The following is a 17,922-nucleotide window of genomic DNA, read 5'->3' as shown; positions in this document are numbered from 1 at the left end:
AGTAGATTTCGGATGGCCATTCGTTCTCTCGATGAGCCATATCCGAGCGATTTAAGATAGTGGTGAAAGGAACCCTGTAAGTATCTATCACCAAAGTCTAAACTTATGGGTTGTATTCGAGATTTGACAGGGTTGTCACCATATCCGCGTGCAAAAATCCACTTAACTGCAACGGCTCCTGCCCAGAGGAAAATACCGCCTTACTGATAAATTACGGCATTTTGAGGAGCGGCCGCATTGAAAACTGCCGCAGCATTTGCGACCACGGCAATAGCGTTAGGCTTAATTTCTGGTTCGTGCCCGGAATTAGAAATTCTATAGCTAAAAACACTCAGGAGGTAATCTAAGACCATAAGTCTTACACCTTGGGGGTCTCCTCGAAAGTAAGAAGGATACTTAGAGTTTCATCGCTGTCGCAGTTCCAGAGTTGAGGATCGAAGTGAGTTAAAGCCTTATGCGGAGATGTTTCGAACTTATCTTGAGAGTGTAAGTCGCTGAGTAAACTTTGTCTGAATGAGCTTAACGATTCATATATTCGCGCATCGGAAGCTTGAGCAGGTAATGTTGCTGGATTCTCGTCTTTTGAGTTGGTTGACATAATTTCCACCCTTCTAAGAATGTTCAATCTTTGTGAGTTATCTCGTTTTGATGACGTCTGGTTCCGCTAAAGTAAATAATCCAAAACAGGATAATTAGGAACATCTGCAAAGCAACGGTGACATATAGAAAGTCGTCGTTGTTAGTAAACTTGTAGGCGACAAAAGCTGGGATCCACAAGAACATGGAATATCCCAGCCATCTTATTGGGGCTCCCGTTAAACGTTGTACGAAGTACCAGTTTTCTTCTGATTTCATGGAAAATTCCGTTCTAGTTCCCACAATCCCGTTGGGAGGAAATTTTCCAGATTTCATCCGTGTTCCTATGACAACTAGACCTACGCCGCACGCGATTATGACTATTGCACAAAAAACTAATGCGATTGTTTCGACCATGCCACATCTCCATCAATGTGTATCACTAATTATGTTTCGCAGTATACTTTTGAAAATGTCTTAACAGATGCGTTTTGGAGATGGAGTGCTCTAGGTTTTTAGGTCCAGGTGACTTGAGTGTTGTCCATTGATGCCCTGCCTGTGGGTGGGGAGAATGGGGCAATGGTGAAGAAATTCAGCAAGCATACTCCCGAGCAGATTGTTCGTAAGCTCGATAAGGCGCGGGAATTGAAGGAATCGGGATCAACTACAGCTCAGATCCTGACCACGTTGGGGATTAGCGAAGCCACGTTGAACAGGTGGCAGGCTACCTATGGGGCGATGACCAAGAGCGAGGCGAAAGAGCTCCATCGCCTGCGCGAGGAAAACACGCGCCTCAAACGCCTCCTAGGTCAGGCAGAGCTGGAAAAGGCTGCGTGGAAAGAATTGTCGGAGGGAAACTTCTAAGCCCAGATCGCCGTCATGATGCCCTCTGGCATCTGGTCGGGCTGGGCTATTCCCAAAGACTTGCCTGCCAGATTGTTGGGCTCTCTCGCAGTGCTTACCGGCGCGCTAGGACCCACTCGCCCAAGCCGGATAAGTACGCGGACCTACGGGCATGGATGCACGACTTCGTTAAGGATCATCGCCGGTGGGGACACCGGCGCGCCTGGAGAAACGCCCTCGCCGAAGGGTACGGGATATGCCGCGAGACTTTCCGCAGGATCTGGCGTGAAGAGGGCTTGCGTGTCTTGCCTCGGAAGAAGCGCAAGCGTCTAGCTGCCGATACCCATCGTGATATTCCTGCCGGCCAGTACCCGAACGACGTGTGGGCGTTGGACTTCCAGTTCGATTCAACCTGGCACGGCAAGACAATCAAAATCTGTAACATTATCGATGAATACACCCGCGAACACCTCGCCTTCACGGTCGACAAGAACATTAACGCGGTCTCGGTGACCGAACTCCTTGACGTGGCTTGTCTGGAGCACGGCGGGCGCCCGCGGGTGATCCGGATGGATAACGGGCCCGAGTTCATCGCTCATGCGCTCCAGGAGTGGGCAGCCGAGGATGAGACAATCTAGGCGTTCATCCCACCAGGCCAGCCCTGGCATAACGGGTTCGTTGAGTCTTTCCATAACCGGATGAGAGACGAACTCTTGGAGGACAACAGTATCGAGAATCTCTAGCATGCCCGCCTACTCGTGGCCCAATGGTCATCACGTTACAATAACTTCCATCCGCATTCCTCACTCGGCTACCTCAGCCCACGGAAATACGCGGAACAATGGAAACAAGAAAACACGGTCAACACTTAAACCGACTGGGCCTAATTCTTAGGCCACTCCAGGAGAGTGTGTGGCTTTTGTTGGGCCAAATGGGTCAGGAAAAACAACGCTTATAAAGCTACTCCTTAGCTTCTATGAAATTGATTCCGGTACGATCTTGATAAATGAGCTACCAATACAAAATTATTCTAGAGAAAATCTCTATGAAAAATTCTCAGCGTTATTTCAAGACTTTGTTCGATACGACCTTACCCTTTCTGAGAATATTAGGATTGGAAGAGTCGATAATATAGGCGATGAAGACCGAATCTATTGGGCGCTTGGAGAAGTAGGCTTAAAAGAGCTCCTCAATCGGCTTCCCAAAGGAATAGACACAACTTTAGGAAGAAAATTTGACAATGGGAGAGAGTTATCGATTGGCCAATGGCAAAGAATTGCAGCAGCGAGGGCACTCTTTCGAGAACCCAAACTTTTGGTTCTTGATGAGCCGACAGCCTCGGTAGATAATATCGCTGAACAAAATATGTTTGAGAGTATTGTTGGGCAGGACCGCACAAGTGCAAAAACAACTATTGTCCTGGTAGCACACAGACCGAACACTGTAAGAATGGCTAGCCGTATATTCGTTGTTAATGAGGGAATGATCGTAGCTTCAGGTACGCATAGTGACCTCGTCAGAAACTGCGCGATTTACAATCATTTATTTCCGTCGGATTGACTTTACCTTCGTTGAGCCAGTGTGAGCACACAGATGATACTGTTTTTGATCTACCCTTGATCTATCTTTGATGGACAGTAGATGAATGAACATATTCACTTTCTAGTTTGGGTGGCGTGAGCTTACGTGCCAGGAAGGGCGGAACGCCACGTAGGGCATATATACATTGGTGTGTGGGCGGTGTGGCTATTTCGTCTGGTGTGAGTAGGTCTCGCCCTAGTCGTTTTTCTGACGTGGAATAGGATCCGTTCCACCCTTTGGTTAGGGATGTGTCGGTGGCTGCGATGGTTTGTTTTCCGAGAAGTTTAGAAACGTATTCGGTTGTTGATTTTTCGTTGCAGCCAAGGAACAGGAAGCTATCACAGTTGCCGACGATGGTTTTCCAATCGTCTTTATAGAGCGCTTTTCCTTGCGTGAAGTTTTGGATGATGATTACAGTTGAGATCCAGCGTGAGCGCATGACCACGATTTTACGTTCAAAGCTTGGCATTTTACCTATGTTAGCGAATTCGTCCATCAAGCACTGAACTTGGATAGGCAAGTGTCCATCTGGCGAGTGGTCGGCAATGTAGAGGTTTGTTTCAAAGAATTGCTCGAGAAGATCGAGATTAAGAAGGTGAACGCTGCGTGAGTGTCAGGGTTGACCATAAACAACGCAGTTTTTTCTTGGCCAACCGTATCGAGTTGGATGGTGTCTGCAGATAGTAGTTTCCGGATTTGTGCCATGTGCAATGGTGCCATCCGGATACCGAGCGAGACGATGACAGATTTTTTGGTTTCGCCAGCGCCTTGCGAGTAGCTGTTGTATTGCGCGCATGCGAACCGTAGCCCATTGATGGCTGCGATAGCTTCCTCGCCCCAGCCGTGTGGGTTGGCGTCATAGTCGGCGATTACTTCGGTGGATGCTTCGAAAGTAATATCGACGATTGATTGGGCTGTTTCGTCTTGCTCACTCGCTTGCATTTGGCCAAGCAGATCGACGACGTCGATGAGGGTGCCTTGTGCTCCTTTGGTTGAATATATGTAAGAGATGAGTGCGTTGAGCAAAGCCCGTTCTGCTTTCTCCCAAAATCCGTCACCGCTCGATGGTTTGTTTCCGGACGTGTTGGCCATGAAATTCTCGGTGAGAATCGTGCAGTCTACTTCTGCCTGGCGAGGGTTGAAATAGACGAGAGGGTTAAACAAATCGGATTGATCAAAATCGATGAGGTTTAGGCAGCGAATTTTGTAGCCTTGTTCTTTGAGCCGTGGACCCATGCTCCGGATCCTCCGATGCATAAAAGGTTGAGGTTGCGTTGAGTGATATACGAGTTAAGGTTCAAATGGTGAGCTTGGGTAACAAGCAACGCATTATTATCTTTAGCTTGGAATGGCTTGAAATCGGCTGGTTTACCCCACCTTGCCGACCCGTGTTCTTCACGGTCTCTGCGGGTCATTTTTCCGGCAAAATGATAGACCCATGTAAGCCCTATGGCTGCTGTGGTACCAAGCCCGCATAGAATATCTGTGCTGTTGAACGAAACATGCGCGGGCTGGGAGAAATCGGCAAAAGCATTATCAATCACGTCGTTGATAGCCATGCCTGAAGCATGATCTGTCCGGATCTGATACCCGAAAGTACGCGACAAACTCAAGTCCTACGACGCACAGGCCGGGGTGGTGCTCAACGCGTTCGAACGCCTACTTATCCGGGTCACCCGCCACGAACTCGAAGACCTGGCGGCCTTCAACGGTTCGGGTACCCGGTTCACACTCCACGAACCACCACACGTGGGCATCCCAGTTGGCGACTATTACTTCAAATCGGAACCCCGGAAGGGCGCGTACCAATACCGGTACACCAGCGACTTATGTGCCTGGGTCATCCGCCACGCGAAAACCCGTGCAACCCCACCAGCACGACTTTCTTTCACGATCAGTAGCTCACAGCGCGCAACCGCCATTGCAAAACGCTTACGCAACAAGCGAGGAAGGCTACGTGTTGAGGAAGTCAGCTTCGCTATGAAGGCAGGAAGCCAGCAGCTGCGCGAGTCCTACCTGCTGACCGCTGGGTTCTTTGACGATGGCACCCCGATGGATCATGAGCAGATTAGAGACCTTCTTGACCTGCACTGCACCGGCAGCACTGCTGACCACGTCGAGACCAGTGGTTTCGACGTGGTCATCGCACAGGAGCTGGAGGAACTCAGAGGTGACGTTGAAGAGCGCAACGCGCGTTTCTTCCTCGAACAAGAAGCACTCCTCGACGCGACACGGCTCGACCTCAAGGCGAAGTACGACGCGAAGATTCGCGAGTACCAAGCCAAAGAAGCCGCCGCAAACAAGGAAGCTCGCAAGGCCTCGAACGCTACCCAAGAGCTGAAGCAGGAGGCGCGTCAGTGGCGACGCAGGGCTGACGATGCTGAGGATGAATACCGCAGTGAGCGGAACCGTCTTCGTGACGAGTCTGATCAACTGCTCGACAACGCACAAGATGCTCTCCAGGCAAAGCAGTCTCGCCAGGTGCTCTTCAACATCAACTGGGAGGTCATGTGAACATGCCCGGCTACGCCACGCAGCTATGGTGGATGCTGGAGCCGCTCTGTCCAGGCAGGCCGCTGATGCGATCGTACCTTCTGAACAAAAAGCACGTTGGGCTAAATATTGAAAATGGCAGAGTGGGAATAGAGAAATAATGGCAGGGCTCCAATTGGAACCCTGCCATTATTTCTCTTGTGTGGCTACTGCTGCTTCCACGCCTGCTTGATAGAGAGGCGCTTGCCTGAGTGCAGGATCGAATTGTGGTAGATCTTGCCGGCAAACATGGCCAACAGCGGGATGCTGGCTACCGCAATCGCCAGCGCAACCACTTGCTCAAGCGGAGACGTGAGATCGAATGCTTGCCGCGTTGGCATCATGAACGAAGAAATGAGTGGAATGTAGGAGAGTACCTTCGTAACCGTGGCATCAGGAAGTGCTGGCACCAGGAACATTGCCGTGTAGACCGGGATGAACGTGAGCATAGAGAGCGTGCCGGTAATTGGTGCTAGATCTTCTTGACGTGACACCGTGGAGGCCAGTGAACCGGCCAGGAGCGAGAAGATAAAGAACCCAACAACGCCCCAAATCATTGTCCAGAGCACTGTCCAGCTCAAGGACATCATCGGAAGTGAGACGTTAGCGATCTTCAGCGAGATGATTGCCGCCGCAATGTAGGCCGCGAACTGGCCCAAAATAACAACACCAATACCCAGGATTTTGCCCAGCAGTAGAGTGCGTGGCTTCACCGAGGAGAGGATGAGTTCTACTACTCGCGATGATTTTTCTTCCACCACGCCCATCGCGATCGTAGCAAGGCCGCCCATCATGACCATTGTGAGAAGTACTAGCGATGCAAGCGAGGAGAAGTAACCGAATGGATTAGTCCCGATCAGGTTGCTTGAATCGGTCAGATCAAGCACGTTGGTGTCAATGTTATTGACGGTTTCCAGTGCTGCGTGAGCGTCGTCTGAGCTGAAGCGGGTGCCGTCGGCGCTCGCGACCCACAGTGTGAGGCCCTGGCGAACGGCGTCAGCCGCATGCGACCTCATGCTTCCACTGGTTGGGAAGTGGATAACAGGGGCAGTTGAAGCGCCACTGATAGCCAAGAAATCAGAATCGGAATCTGTTTCTTGCGCTGCGGTGTAAGCATCCGTGAGCCAGTGACTTGCTTCCCCGTCAGTCAGCGCTTCTATCGTGGCGTTAGGCGCGACTTCTTGAATGAATGGAGCGGCGGATTTGGCGGATTCTTCGATTCCGATCACGTAGCCGGATTTAGGGGCAGACGCAGATTCGTCGTCAGGCGTGTTGAAGATGTTGCCAACGATGCCCGCGCCGATGATGAGCACAAGCATAACCACGAACCCGATTTGGTTCGATCGGGTTTTGAGAAGTGCGGTGATTTCCCGCTTCATGATGAGTCCGAGCATGTTACTTCTTCTTTCCGAACAGGGCACCGAAGCCGGATTTGCGAACTGGTGTTGGTTCTTCCGTGGTTTCTTCTACGGGGGTGGACACCACGTCTTTGAAGATTTCTTGGAGGTGTGGGCGATGTGGCGCGAATTCGAGCACAGGGCCTGCTGCCAGTGCAGTGTGGAGGACGGTTTGTGGATCGATTCCGGCTCCGACTTTGACGTGGAGCGTATCGGTTCCCATACGAGAAGCAGTGATCCCTTGGGAAAGAAGTGTTGCGGTGAGCGTATCGATATCACCACCGGTACGCATCGAAATATTATTTTCTGGAGTGGTGCGCAGCGCATCGATTGTTCCTTCGGCAACGATTTTGCCTTCGGAGCAGATTCCGACGCGTTCACACATGCGTTCAACAAGGTCTAGTTGATGAGAAGAGAAGACGACGGTGGCGCCGGCGTTTGCCTTTTCGCGTAAGACATCGCTCATCACATCAACGGCAACTGGATCAAGCCCAGAGAATGGTTCATCCAGAACAAGAACGGATGGGTTGTGAATGAGCGCGGCGGCCAACTGGACTCGCTGCTGGTTACCAAGTGATAGTGCTTGAACTTCATCGTTGCGGCGGTGCGCCAAACCAAGGCGTTCAGTCCAGTGCATCATAGCGTTTGTTGCTTCATCCGTGGTTAGCCCGTGAAGCCGTGCCAGATAGATTAACTGGTCATTGACCTGCATTTTCGGGTAAAGCCCACGTTCAGCAGGCATGTAACCGAACGTTTTACGAGTATCGAAATCGAGTTCCTTACCATTGAGTGTGACTGTGCCTGAATCGGCGCTGAGCACACCAAGGATAATCCGCATCGTCGTCGTCTTACCCGCCCCATTGGAGCCAACGAAACCGTAAAGTTCGCCGGGCTGTACCGTAAATTCCATTCCAGCAAGCGCAACGGTGGAACCGAAACGTTTGTGGAGGTTGCTAATGTGTAAAATCACTAGCGCTCCTTATCTCTAAGTTTTCTCACCGTGGGGTGAGTAAAAAATTATTGTGATGCTGGCGATGTTACTAAATGTGGGTCTGATTCAAGAAAATGTAAACCATTCCACATCAAATTCACCAAATGAGCTGCCATAATATGCTTTTCCGGCTGACGTTTCACTGCCCACGATTGCCCCACGATACCCATGAGGCCGGAGAGCATGTGAGCGTAGAGGGTCATGGCGTCAGGGGAGAACTGCTCCTTCATGTAGGTGCCCAACAGTTCATCCAAATGATCGCCCATATCAGAAATAATCGTGGAGAATTCGCCGCCGGCAAGCACGTCAGGGCTCTGGTGAACCATCAAGCCGAAGCCATCAGGGTTTTCCTCAATGTAATCGAGGAGGCTTAAAACCACAGATTCGAGTGCTTCGCGGGGATTGCGCCCAGCTGACAGTGCATCGTGCAAAATTGTGTTTACCGCCGTGGTTTCCCGATCGACGATCACCTGATAGAGCCCCTCTTTACCTCCAAAATGTTCGTAAATAACCGGTTTGGAGACGTCGGCTGCGTTAGCGATTTCCTCAATTGAGACGGCGTCGTAGCCGTGTGCGGCAAACAGTTGCCGGCTGACCCCGATGAGTTGCTCGCGTCGCTGAATGCGAGTCATTCGTTGCCTCTTCGGAGTGTTTTCCATGTTCGATAAGGCTGTTTTAGAAGTATGTGCCATACACCTATTCTTACATGCCTACGTTACCGAAACCAGTGCTTGGTTTACTACCATGGAGTGAATACCGGCGCATCTTTTTTCGAAAAAGAATATCGTGGTGAAGAACATAGGTGCGTGTGCAGGGCTGTAACTGGAAACTTGAGAGCCGAACTGGCACAATGAATTGAGTGATCCGCCATGGTGTAATGGCAGCACAGCGGTCTTTGGAACCGCTTGTCTAGGTTCGAGTCCTAGTGGCGGAGCGAAACAATGCTTAGCGTTGTGTTCTTGAGTCGGTTAGCCGAGGAGGCACCAGTGAGTCAGAAACTCGCTGCAGCAATTATTCTGGCTGCAGGAAAAGGGACCCGAATCAAGTCACAGACCCCGAAAGTTCTCCTTTCCATGTGTGGTCGTAGCCTTGTAGGGCACGCACTAGATGCGGTGGAAAAGGCTGGAACTGAGCACACCGTCGTCGTCGTTCGTCACGAACGTGACCACGTTGTATCCCACCTGTCTCAGATAGCTCCGCACGTACTCATCGCAGATCAGGACGATATCAAAGGTACCGGCCGTGCAGCATGGTGCGGAATGGAAGCGCTACCGGCTGATCTTCACGGGCCAATCCTCGTGGTAGCAGGCGATTCCCCAATGTTTACGCCAGAAACTCTTGCCGAACTCACCCGTGTTCACAACGAATCTGGCGCTGCAGTAACCGTCCTGTCCACCGTTCTTAACAACTCGTTCGGTTATGGCCGCATCCTCCGCGATGCTGCCCCAGGTTCCACCGAAACTCCACACACCCCAGAAGCAACTGGCCCAGTTGTGGGAATCGTTGAAGAAAAAGACGCCACCGATCTTCAACGCACAATCAAAGAAATCGGAACCTCCACCTATATTTTCGATGCTGATTTCCTCCGTTCCACGCTCGGCGGCTTGGGCACAGATAACGCTCAAGGGGAAATGTATCTTACGGACGTCATCGCACGCGCCTCTGAACAAGGTAAAGGCGTTGCCTCCTATGTGCTCGCGGATTCGATCCAAGCAGAAGGCGTCAACGATCTTGTCCAACTCGCTACGTTGCGCGCAGAAAAAAACCGCCGCATCCTCGAATTCTGGATGCGCTCCGGTGTCTCAATTATCGATCCGGCAACCACACACATTGATGTGGGCGTTACCCTTGCGCCGGACGCCATCATTCAGCCGGGCACAATCCTTCGTGGGAACACGAACGTGTCCGGGTTCGCCGTCGTCGGTCCACACACGGAACTAACTGACGTCACCGTTGGAGAACGATCCACTGTGCCTCATGTCGTTGCCTGTGCAACGCGCATCGAAGCGGATACGCACGTTCCTCCTTTCACGGTTCTGGGTGAAAGTCACTAAGCTAAGGCGATGGCTAGCCGGTCATCGCTAAAACTGGAACACAAAGAATGGTCGGGTATGACAGGCATCCATACAAGCGGTGAAAAGCACCTCGTTGTCGCCACTGGGCGCGCACATCCGGAACTCGCACAAGCAGTTGCGAAAGAACTCGGAATCGAATTGTCGCCAACAACGTCGTACGAATTCGCAAACTCGGAAATCTATGTTCGCTTCGATGAGTCCGTCCGTGGCTCGGACGTATTCATTATTCAGTCGATTGACGTCCCTGTGAACAAGTGGATTATGGAAGCGCTCATCATGGTTGATGCCGCCAAGCGTGCATCCGCCAAACGCATTTCTGTGGTACTCCCATCGTTCCCATACGCACGCCAGGACAAGAAGCACAAAGGCCGCGAACCAATTTCGGCACGCCTGATGGCCGATTTGTTCAAAGCTGCTGGTGCAGAACGCATCATGTCCGTGGATCTCCACGCTTCCCAGACTCAGGGCTTCTTCGATGGCCCAGTGGATCACCTGTGGGCCATGCCAACATTGGTTGATTACGTGCGCACCCGTGTAGTTCCGGAAGAATCCGTGATCGTTTCCCCAGATGCCGGCCGTATCAAGGTGGCTGAACAGTGGGGCAACCGCCTCGGTGGTGTGCCGCTTGCGTTCGTTCACAAGACCCGTGATATTTCACGTCCAAACCAGGCAACCGCAAACCGCGTTGTTGGTGACGTTGCTGGCCGCACCGCAATCATCGTTGACGATCTTATCGATACCGCTGGCACAATCGCAGGCGCTGCTCGCGTTGTGTTGGAAGCTGGCGCAAAGGACGTGATCATCGCGGCTACTCACGCCCCGATGTCCGGCCCAGCCCGCGAACGTTTGATGGAATCTGGTGCGTGCGAAGTTATCGTCACGGACACCCTGCCGATCGCCGAAGAAAAGCGTTTCGATGGGCTCACCGTGCTTTCGATCGCTCCAGTTTTGGCACGCGCGATCCGCGAAGTGTTTGACGACGGTTCGGTTACCTCCATGTTTGATGGAGCATACTGATCTGATGTGACGTTGGCACATCTTGCTGGTGTTCATTATGATTCGGCCGGCTGGGCTTGTAGACTTGAACAGTTGCCTCGGCGAGGGAAGGAAACTTCCGTTATCGACGCGGTGTCTACTCCTTGTGGTGTAGCCTCCGGATCGAGGCCCGTTAAAACACAGAAATAAAAGGAGTACCTCATGAATGAAACATTGAAGGCTGATATTCGTAAGGAATTCGGTAAGGGCGCTGCTCGTCGTCTTCGCCGTGAAGAGAAGCTTCCAGGCGTTCTCTACGGTCACGAAGAAGAACCAATGCACCTTGAACTCGATTACCACACCACCTTCCTTGCAGTTCGCGGCAACGCAAACGCACTTCTTTCTATTGAAGTTGAAGGCGAAAAGCACCTGGCAATCGTCAAGGATGTTCAGCGCAACCCACTTTCCCGCTTGATCGAGCATATCGATCTTCTCCGCGTGAAGAAGGGTGAAAAGGTTGACGTCGAAGTTCCAGTTGTTGTTGAAGGTGAACCAGCAGGCGACGCCATCGCAACCGTTGAACTTCTTCAGGTTATGGCTAAGGCTCCAGCTATCGCCATCCCAGAAGCAATCACCGTTAACGTCGAAGGTCTTGAAGAAGGCACCCACGTTACCGTTGCTGATCTGAAGCTTCCAGAAGACGTCGAAGTTGAACTCGATCCAGAAACCATCGTTGTTGTGATCGCTGTTCCTTCTGTTGACGTTCCAGAAGAAGCTGAAGAATCTGAAGAAGCAGCTGAGTGATCTCAGTAAAACTTTGGTGAGGCCTGCCCGAATGGGTGGGCCTCACTGCTGTGAAGAGCATCTTTCTTTGGGGCTGTGCTCACGCCATGGGCGAAGGCAGAAAGTGTGCACCAAATTATGTCGGACTCTAGCGGTAAAGTAGCGTAGAGATCCGCTGAACGAGGAGAAAAGAATGTACACCGTAGTAGGGCTTGGAAACCCTGGACCTACATATGCCGCTACTCGGCACAATATTGGGCAGATGGTTATTGATACGCTCGCGCGCAAATTAGGCATTTCGCTGAGCATGCATAAGCAATCGCAAACCCGATCTGGTTCAACCCGAGTGGGCGTGGCTCCTGGGCAGCCAGGTGAACAGGTTGTGCTGGGTATATCTACGGGCTATATGAATACCTCTGGTGGCCCTACTAAAGCGCTCATGTCCTACTATCACGGTGATGTTGAACATCTGATCGTCATTCATGATGAATTGGATCTGCCATTCGGCACATTGCGTTTAAAGCGCGGTGGGGGCGAAGGCGGACACAACGGCCTGAAGTCAATCTCGCAATCTACCGGATCAAAGAATTACATTCGGTTGCGTTGCGGGATCGGGCGGCCACCAGGGCGCCAAGATCCGGCTGATTTCGTCCTTTCTGCGTTCTCCGCTCAGGAACGCAAGGAACTTGAGCTGATGATTGAGTGTGCGGCGGATGCCGTATGCGATGTTATTGAGCTTGGCTTGGAAAAGGCAACAATGCGGTTGCATACCGCTAACTAACACGAACGTTCGGTGCAGAAAGTCATCATGAATCTAGGATCTTTACTCAACGTTTTTACATCTAACCCGGAGTTTGCTGGCCTAGAGTCCGAAAAGGAATGCCAGATTGATGTGCCACGTGGTGCTGTTGCTCCGCTGGTTGCCGCGCTCACGGAAATCGATCAGCGCCGAACCAACGTGATAGTCACGGCTACAGGCCGTGAAGCCGATGAATTGGCCACTCTCCTTGGCTCGTATATTCCCCACGATACGATCGCGGTACTTCCCGCATGGGAAACCCTTCCGCACGAACGGTTATCTCCTCGTTCGGATACCGTTGCGCGCAGGCTTCGTACACTCCGCCGCCTTGCACATCCGGAAGAATTTCCACCGTTACTCGTGTTAATCGTTCCTGTGCGGTCTTTATTACAACCAGTTGCTCAAGGGTTGGGAGAACTCACGCCTGTTGTTATCAAGATTGGCGATACGATTGATATTGCTGATGTGCAAGAACGGTTAGTGGCGCACGCATATACCCGTGTGGATATGGTTGAAACACGTGGTGAATTCGCAGTTCGTGGCGGTATCTTAGACATCTTCCCGCCAACCGAAGCGCATCCTATGCGTATCGAACTGTTCGGTGATGAAGTAGATGATATTCGTTCCTTCGCTGTAGCTGATCAGCGATCGATCGAAAAATGTGCAGAAGTGTATGCTCCGCCGTGCCGCGAACTGATCTTTACTGATAGCGTTCGTTCCCGGGCATCCCAGGCTATGGAAACCTTCCCTGGAGCCATCGATATGCTGGAAAAGATTGCCAACGGAATCGCCGTGGAAGGCATGGAATCACTCATGCCAATCTTGGTTCCAGAAATGCATCCCGTGCTCGATTACTTCCCACAACAAACGCGGATTATTGTTGTTGAACCAGAACGTGTTACGGCACGTGCAGATTCGCTTATTGAAACTACGGATGAATTCTTAGCAGCCGCATGGAGTGCGGCTGTCTCTGGTGGCGAAGTTCCGTTGAGCGTCAATAAGGCATCATTCCAAACGGTATCGCATATTCGGAAACTGGCCCAAGAACGCGGATATGCATGGTGGAGCGCGGCGGGTTTCCCAAGCGATGAATCGTTCCATACAGATCTTGCCGAACCATCAAGCTTCGGCGGAAACATTGAAAAAGCCATTGATCATATCGAAGCTATTGTTAAGCAACGATGGTCCGTGGTTATTGTTGTTGAAGGTCCTGGTTTAGGGCGCCGCCTAGCAGAACAAATTGAAGCAGCGGACGTGCCGGCAACATTCGTGAATATTGTGCCTGCTACTTTGCAAGCAGGGATTGTTTATGTGACTGTGGCTCCTATGCCTACTGGCTTCATTCACACTGGCCGCCGCATCGCAGTTTTTGGCGCTGCTGATTTGATGAGCCGTAAACGTGCGGCTGTGCGCAGCCAATCAGCCATGCCAAAACGGCGTAAGAACGCGGTTGATCCACTGCAACTGAAACCGGGTGACTATGTTGTCCACCAGCGGCACGGCGTGGCTCAATTCGTGAAACTTGCCAAACGTGCACTCGGCGGCCGCAGCGGTTCCCAGCGTGAATATGTGGTGTTAGAGTATGCGTCGTCTAAACGCGGAAACCCACGCGATCAACTGTGGGTGCCCACTGATCAGCTCGATCAAGTCACTAAATATTCAGGTGGCGATGCGCCAAGTTTGAACAAGATGGGCGGCGCTGATTGGGCTAAAACTAAGGCGAAAGCGCGCGCTGCAATCAAGCAGATCGCGAAAGAACTGATCCGTTTGTACGCTCAGCGTAGGGCCACAAAAGGCCATGCTTTTGGCCCAGATACCCCATGGCAGCGCGAACTAGAAGATGCCTTTGCTTACATTGAAACGCCAGATCAGATCTCCACAATTGACGATGTAAAACGCGATATGGAATCGCTAGAACCGATGGATCGCCTGATCTCTGGGGATGTGGGCTACGGAAAAACAGAAATTGCTGTCCGGGCTGCATTCAAAGCGGTACAAGATGGCAAGCAGGTAGCGGTTCTTGTGCCCACCACCTTGCTTGTGCAACAGCATCTGGAAACATTCACTGAACGTTACAGCGGATTCCCAGTTACGGTTGCCGGGCTATCGCGTTTCCAAACCGCGAAAGAAGCTGAAGGGGTGCGTAAAGGTGCTCGTGAAGGAACAATCGATGTTGTGATTGGCACTCATCGGCTGATCACAGGGGATGTGCGATTCAAGGATCTTGGGCTCGTTATTATTGACGAAGAACAGCGCTTCGGCGTGGAACATAAAGAAATGCTCAAGCAACTCTATCCGGCTGTTGATGTGCTGTCGATGTCTGCAACCCCAATTCCGCGAACGTTGGAAATGGCAGTTACTGGTATCCGTCAGATGTCTACACTTGCCACTCCGCCAGAAGAACGCCATCCGATTTTGACGTACGTTGGTGGCCACGAACCGAAACAGATCTCTGCTGCTATCAAGCGTGAACTTCTGCGCGATGGCCAAGTGTTCTACATCCACAACCGCACGCAGAGTATTCACAAAGTGGCCGCTGAAATTTCCGAACTCGTGCCTGAAGCACGGGTTGGGGTGGCACATGGAAAGATGACTGAACATCAGTTAGAAGATGTTATTCAGGCGTTTTGGGATAAAGAAATTGATGTGCTTGTGTGCACCACGATTGTGGAAACTGGCCTGGATATTTCCAACGCGAACACGTTGATTGTAGAAGATGCTCATAAGCTCGGCCTTTCCCAACTCCATCAGCTTCGCGGGCGCGTTGGCCGCGGCCGGGATCGTGCCTATGCCTATTTCCTCTATCCGCGTGATAAGGCAATGACTGAAACGGCAATCGAACGCCTGCGCACTATTGCCACACACTCTGAACTGGGTGCAGGTATCCATGTAGCGATGAAAGATTTGGAAATTCGCGGTGCCGGAAATCTGTTAGGTGGCGAACAGTCTGGCCATATCGCTGGAGTTGGTTTCGATCTTTACCTGCGGATGGTCTCTGAAGCCGTAGCTCAATTGACTGGGCAAGATAAGCGCAGTGAAGCAGAACAACTGGCTGATATGCGAATCGAACTTCCAGTAGAAGCCTACGTGCCAGAAAACTGGGTAACATCGGAACGGTTGCGTCTGGAAATTTACACCAAGATCGCAGCTTCAACCAACGATGCTCAACGGCAAGATATTCGCAACGAACTGGTTGATCGATACGGTGAAATTCCAAAGGAAGTGGATCGGCTCTTTGCCCTCGCTCGCCTCCGGGAACAAGCCCGTGCAGCAGGAATCGAAGAAATCACTGCCATGGGGAAGAACATCAGATTCGCTCCAGTGGTCCTCTCTGACTCTAGGCAGGCGCGAATGCGCCGCCTGTATCCACGCGCAATTGCCAAAGCTGCGATTCGTACTGTCATGATGCCAATGCCAGAACGTGGAGGTCAAGTGTTGGGCACAGCCGAAGCGTTAGAGAATGAAGAAATCCTCGAATTCGTCAGCCGAGTGATCGATCAACTTTTCATCGGTTGAAGGAACACTATGCCAACTGCGAAAAAGAGCCTAGCGAACCCTAAAGAATAGGACTTTCAGCCGGTATTTCGGGAAGAAAAGACGCTACTTTTATGAAAATCGGCGGGCGAGTTTAAGAATACTTACGGCTATAGGTACCCAAATGTGCCTAAACGTAGGACAATAGAAGAGTACGTGCTGGGAACCTCCCGGCATGAGACTGCAAGACCAATAATGACAACTTAAAGGAGTCCTTGTGGCACTTATTGAGGCAATTGCCGCCCGCGAAATTCTTGATTCCCGTGGCAACCCAACCGTTGAGGTTGAAGTCCTTCTCGACAACGGCGTTTTCGCACGCGCAGAAGTACCATCTGGTGCATCAACCGGCGCATTCGAAGCAGTCGAGCGTCGCGATGGCGATGCTTCCCGTTACGGTGGCAAGGGCGTCGCAGATGCCGTTGCTGCAGTGACCGAAGTTATCGAACCAGAAATCGTCGGCCTGTCCGCATCTGATCAGCGTTTCCTCGATCAGGCTCTCATCGATCTCGATGGTACCCACAACAAGGGCAAGATCGGCGCAAACGCAATTCTTGGCGTTTCCCTTGCTGTTGCAAAGGCTGCTGCCGAATCTGCAGGCCTTCCACTGTACGCATACCTCGGTGGGCCAAACGCACACGTTCTTCCAGTTCCAATGATGAACATCCTCAACGGTGGATCCCACGCTGATTCCAACGTTGACATTCAGGAATTCATGATTGCTCCAATTGGCGCTTCCACCTTCAAGGAAGCCCTCCGCTGGGGTGCAGAGGTTTACCACGCTCTCAAGTCCGTTCTCAAGGAGCGCGGCCTGAACACCGGTCTTGGTGACGAAGGCGGCTTCGCTCCAAACCTCGGCTCCAACGCTGAAGCACTCGATCTCATCTGCGAAGCAATCAAGAAGGTCGGCCTTGAACCAGGCAAGGACGTCGCACTCGCACTTGACGTTGCTTCCACCGAATTCTTCAAGGATGGCAAGTACATGTTCGAAGGCGAAGAACGTGACACCGAATTCATGGTTAAGTACTACGATGAACTCGTTGCCAAGTACCCAATCGTCTCCATCGAAGATCCACTCTCTGAAGATGAGTGGGATGCATGGAAGTCCCTCACCGAACACGTTGGTAGCCGCGTCCAGCTCGTTGGTGACGATCTGTTCGTTACCAACCCAGAGCGCCTCGAAAAGGGTATCAAGCTCGGTGCGGCAAACGCTCTCCTGGTGAAGGTCAACCAGATTGGTACCCTCACCGAAACCTTCGAAGCAGTCGAAGCAGCACACCGTGCAGGCTACAAGTCGATGACTTCCCACCGTTCCGGCGAAACCGAAGACACCACCATTGCTGACTTGGCAGTTGCAACCAACTCCGGCCAGATCAAGACTGGTGCTCCAGCCCGTGGCGAACGCGTCAACAAGTACAACCAGTTGCTCCGCATCGAAGAAGAACTCGGCGATGCAGCTGTTTACGCAGGCGCATCCGCATTCCCACGTTTCAACGCCTGAGAATACATCATCGTTGATAACTACTAACCGTAGTAGTTGACGAACCGGGACCACATCCTAATCGGATGTGGTCCCACTTTTTTGCTCTCTTATCTTTACGGCGTGGGGCGGCTCACCACCTCCATCTCCCGTTTTTGCCCTTATGGCTCTAGACTTAGAGGCATGGTTCGTCGTCCACCTCAGCGCTCATCCGGTACCCCCGGACCACGTCGTGTACCCGCGCAACAACCAGTGCGCCGAACGAAACCAACAACGCCAGTGAACAAACCTGGGAGAAAAGCGCGCCCGGGGTCGTCGTCCCCTCGAAAAAACGAAACCTCGTCACGAAAACGTTTCAC

At 51.8% G+C, this 17,922-nt stretch carries 17 protein-coding genes, 1 tRNA gene and 1 pseudogene; 12 read left to right on the top strand and 7 right to left on the bottom strand.

The window, feature by feature from the left end; genetic code table 11:
- Window positions 1-621 precede the first annotated feature (621 nt).
- Window positions 622-912, bottom strand: coding sequence for an SdpI family protein (locus ARCH_RS10535; protein WP_170121730.1), 291 nt, complete (start codon window positions 910-912; stop codon window positions 622-624).
- Window positions 913-1,110: 198 nt separating this feature from the next.
- On the opposite strand from ARCH_RS10535, the gene ARCH_RS07705 reads away from it, so the two are divergent.
- The 4 genes and pseudogenes from ARCH_RS07705 (at window position 1,111) to ARCH_RS07695 (ending at window position 2,979) form a co-directional block, all read left to right on the top strand.
- Window positions 1,111-1,440, top strand: a complete 330-nt coding sequence (locus tag ARCH_RS07705; protein ID WP_081440792.1) for a transposase — start codon at window positions 1,111-1,113, stop codon at window positions 1,438-1,440.
- A 155-nt stretch (window positions 1,441-1,595) separates the two neighbouring features.
- On the top strand, window positions 1,596-2,057 hold the full coding sequence (locus ARCH_RS09995) for a DDE-type integrase/transposase/recombinase (RefSeq protein ID WP_138975065.1): 462 nt from the start codon (window positions 1,596-1,598) through the stop codon (window positions 2,055-2,057).
- A gap of 6 nt (window positions 2,058-2,063) precedes the next feature.
- A pseudogene (locus ARCH_RS10530) lies at window positions 2,064-2,291 on the top strand (integrase core domain-containing protein).
- Between the two features lie 40 nt (window positions 2,292-2,331).
- Window positions 2,332-2,979, top strand: coding sequence for an ATP-binding cassette domain-containing protein (locus tag ARCH_RS07695; RefSeq protein WP_013170714.1), 648 nt, complete (start codon window positions 2,332-2,334; stop codon window positions 2,977-2,979).
- Between the two features lie 61 nt (window positions 2,980-3,040).
- On the opposite strand, the gene ARCH_RS10365 is transcribed toward ARCH_RS07695, so the two are convergent.
- The 3 genes from ARCH_RS10365 to ARCH_RS10355 are packed head-to-tail and all read right to left on the bottom strand — an operon-like array spanning window position 3,041 to window position 4,559.
- Entirely contained in the window at window positions 3,041-3,496 is a 456-nt protein-coding gene (locus ARCH_RS10365; RefSeq protein WP_331837821.1) for a type IV secretory system conjugative DNA transfer family protein, read from the bottom strand.
- Window positions 3,496-4,236, bottom strand: coding sequence for a type IV secretory system conjugative DNA transfer family protein (locus tag ARCH_RS10360; protein WP_049765848.1), 741 nt, complete (start codon window positions 4,234-4,236; stop codon window positions 3,496-3,498). Before ARCH_RS10360 ends, ARCH_RS10365 begins: the two co-directional genes overlap by 1 nt.
- A complete protein-coding gene (locus tag ARCH_RS10355) occupies window positions 4,191-4,559 on the bottom strand; it encodes a hypothetical protein (RefSeq protein ID WP_223804385.1) in 369 nt (122 codons plus the stop codon). Before ARCH_RS10355 ends, ARCH_RS10360 begins: the two co-directional genes overlap by 46 nt.
- Window positions 4,560-4,638: 79 nt before the next feature.
- Between ARCH_RS10355 and ARCH_RS07685 the strand changes: the two genes are divergently transcribed.
- Complete coding sequence (locus ARCH_RS07685; RefSeq protein WP_197712425.1) at window positions 4,639-5,514, top strand: hypothetical protein; 876 nt, start codon at window positions 4,639-4,641, stop codon at window positions 5,512-5,514.
- A 185-nt stretch (window positions 5,515-5,699) separates the two neighbouring features.
- On the opposite strand, the gene ARCH_RS07680 is transcribed toward ARCH_RS07685, so the two are convergent.
- The 3 genes from ARCH_RS07680 to ARCH_RS07670 are packed head-to-tail and all read right to left on the bottom strand — an operon-like array spanning window position 5,700 to window position 8,552.
- The gene (locus ARCH_RS07680; protein ID WP_013170713.1) at window positions 5,700-6,926 is read right to left on the bottom strand and encodes an ABC transporter permease; all 1,227 of its coding nucleotides are present in this window, start codon (window positions 6,924-6,926) and stop codon (window positions 5,700-5,702) included.
- Between the two features lies 1 nt (window position 6,927).
- Window positions 6,928-7,899, bottom strand: a complete 972-nt coding sequence (locus tag ARCH_RS07675; RefSeq protein ID WP_013170712.1) for an ABC transporter ATP-binding protein — start codon at window positions 7,897-7,899, stop codon at window positions 6,928-6,930.
- A gap of 47 nt (window positions 7,900-7,946) precedes the next feature.
- Window positions 7,947-8,552: a TetR/AcrR family transcriptional regulator gene (locus ARCH_RS07670; RefSeq protein WP_041640428.1), complete on the bottom strand. Its 606-nt coding sequence runs from the start codon at window positions 8,550-8,552 to the stop codon at window positions 7,947-7,949.
- Window positions 8,553-8,783: 231 nt separating this feature from the next.
- On the opposite strand from ARCH_RS07670, the gene ARCH_RS07665 reads away from it, so the two are divergent.
- The 7 genes from ARCH_RS07665 (at window position 8,784) to eno (ending at window position 17,584) form a co-directional block, all read left to right on the top strand.
- Window positions 8,784-8,854: transfer RNA gene (locus ARCH_RS07665), tRNA-Gln, on the top strand.
- Window positions 8,855-8,906: 52 nt separating this feature from the next.
- Window positions 8,907-9,974, top strand: a complete 1,068-nt coding sequence (locus ARCH_RS07660) for an NTP transferase domain-containing protein (protein ID WP_041640426.1) — start codon at window positions 8,907-8,909, stop codon at window positions 9,972-9,974.
- A 57-nt stretch (window positions 9,975-10,031) separates the two neighbouring features.
- On the top strand, window positions 10,032-11,012 hold the full coding sequence (locus ARCH_RS07655; RefSeq protein ID WP_041640425.1) for a ribose-phosphate diphosphokinase: 981 nt from the start codon (window positions 10,032-10,034) through the stop codon (window positions 11,010-11,012).
- Between the two features lie 180 nt (window positions 11,013-11,192).
- Entirely contained in the window at window positions 11,193-11,774 is a 582-nt protein-coding gene (locus tag ARCH_RS07650; protein ID WP_013170708.1) for a 50S ribosomal protein L25/general stress protein Ctc, read from the top strand.
- Window positions 11,775-11,946: 172 nt separating this feature from the next.
- The gene (gene pth / locus ARCH_RS07645; RefSeq protein WP_013170707.1) at window positions 11,947-12,534 is read left to right on the top strand and encodes an aminoacyl-tRNA hydrolase; all 588 of its coding nucleotides are present in this window, start codon (window positions 11,947-11,949) and stop codon (window positions 12,532-12,534) included.
- A 27-nt stretch (window positions 12,535-12,561) separates the two neighbouring features.
- Window positions 12,562-16,068 (top strand): transcription-repair coupling factor, encoded by a 3,507-nt coding sequence (mfd, locus tag ARCH_RS07640; RefSeq protein WP_013170706.1) that lies wholly within the window; start codon window positions 12,562-12,564, stop codon window positions 16,066-16,068.
- 235 nt (window positions 16,069-16,303) lie between these two features.
- Entirely contained in the window at window positions 16,304-17,584 is a 1,281-nt protein-coding gene (gene eno / locus ARCH_RS07635) for a phosphopyruvate hydratase (RefSeq protein WP_013170705.1), read from the top strand.
- The last annotated feature ends 338 nt before the right edge of the window (window positions 17,585-17,922 follow it).

Origin of the sequence: Arcanobacterium haemolyticum DSM 20595, from assembly GCF_000092365.1 — a bacterium.
Classification (GTDB): Bacteria; Actinomycetota; Actinomycetes; order Actinomycetales; family Actinomycetaceae; genus Arcanobacterium; species Arcanobacterium haemolyticum.
The sequence above is the reverse complement of the archived record's forward strand: the minus strand, read 5'-3'. Positions and strand labels throughout refer to the sequence as shown.

Coding starts and splice junctions, on each gene's coding strand:
- ARCH_RS10535 (WP_170121730.1), bottom strand. CDS start 912: ATGAAATCTGGAAAATTTCCTCCCAACGGGATTGTGGGAACTAGAACG.
- ARCH_RS09995 (WP_138975065.1), top strand. CDS start 1,596: ATGCACGACTTCGTTAAGGATCATCGCCGGTGGGGACACCGGCGCGCC.
- ARCH_RS10365 (WP_331837821.1), bottom strand. CDS start 3,496: ATGGACGAATTCGCTAACATAGGTAAAATGCCAAGCTTTGAACGTAAA.
- ARCH_RS10360 (WP_049765848.1), bottom strand. CDS start 4,236: ATGGGTCCACGGCTCAAAGAACAAGGCTACAAAATTCGCTGCCTAAAC.
- ARCH_RS10355 (WP_223804385.1), bottom strand. CDS start 4,559: ATGGCTATCAACGACGTGATTGATAATGCTTTTGCCGATTTCTCCCAG.
- ARCH_RS07680 (WP_013170713.1), bottom strand. CDS start 6,926: ATGCTCGGACTCATCATGAAGCGGGAAATCACCGCACTTCTCAAAACC.
- ARCH_RS07670 (WP_041640428.1), bottom strand. CDS start 8,552: ATGACTCGCATTCAGCGACGCGAGCAACTCATCGGGGTCAGCCGGCAA.
- ARCH_RS07655 (WP_041640425.1), top strand. CDS start 10,032: ATGACAGGCATCCATACAAGCGGTGAAAAGCACCTCGTTGTCGCCACT.
- ARCH_RS07650 (WP_013170708.1), top strand. CDS start 11,193: ATGAATGAAACATTGAAGGCTGATATTCGTAAGGAATTCGGTAAGGGC.
- pth (WP_013170707.1), top strand. CDS start 11,947: ATGTACACCGTAGTAGGGCTTGGAAACCCTGGACCTACATATGCCGCT.
- mfd (WP_013170706.1), top strand. CDS start 12,562: ATGAATCTAGGATCTTTACTCAACGTTTTTACATCTAACCCGGAGTTT.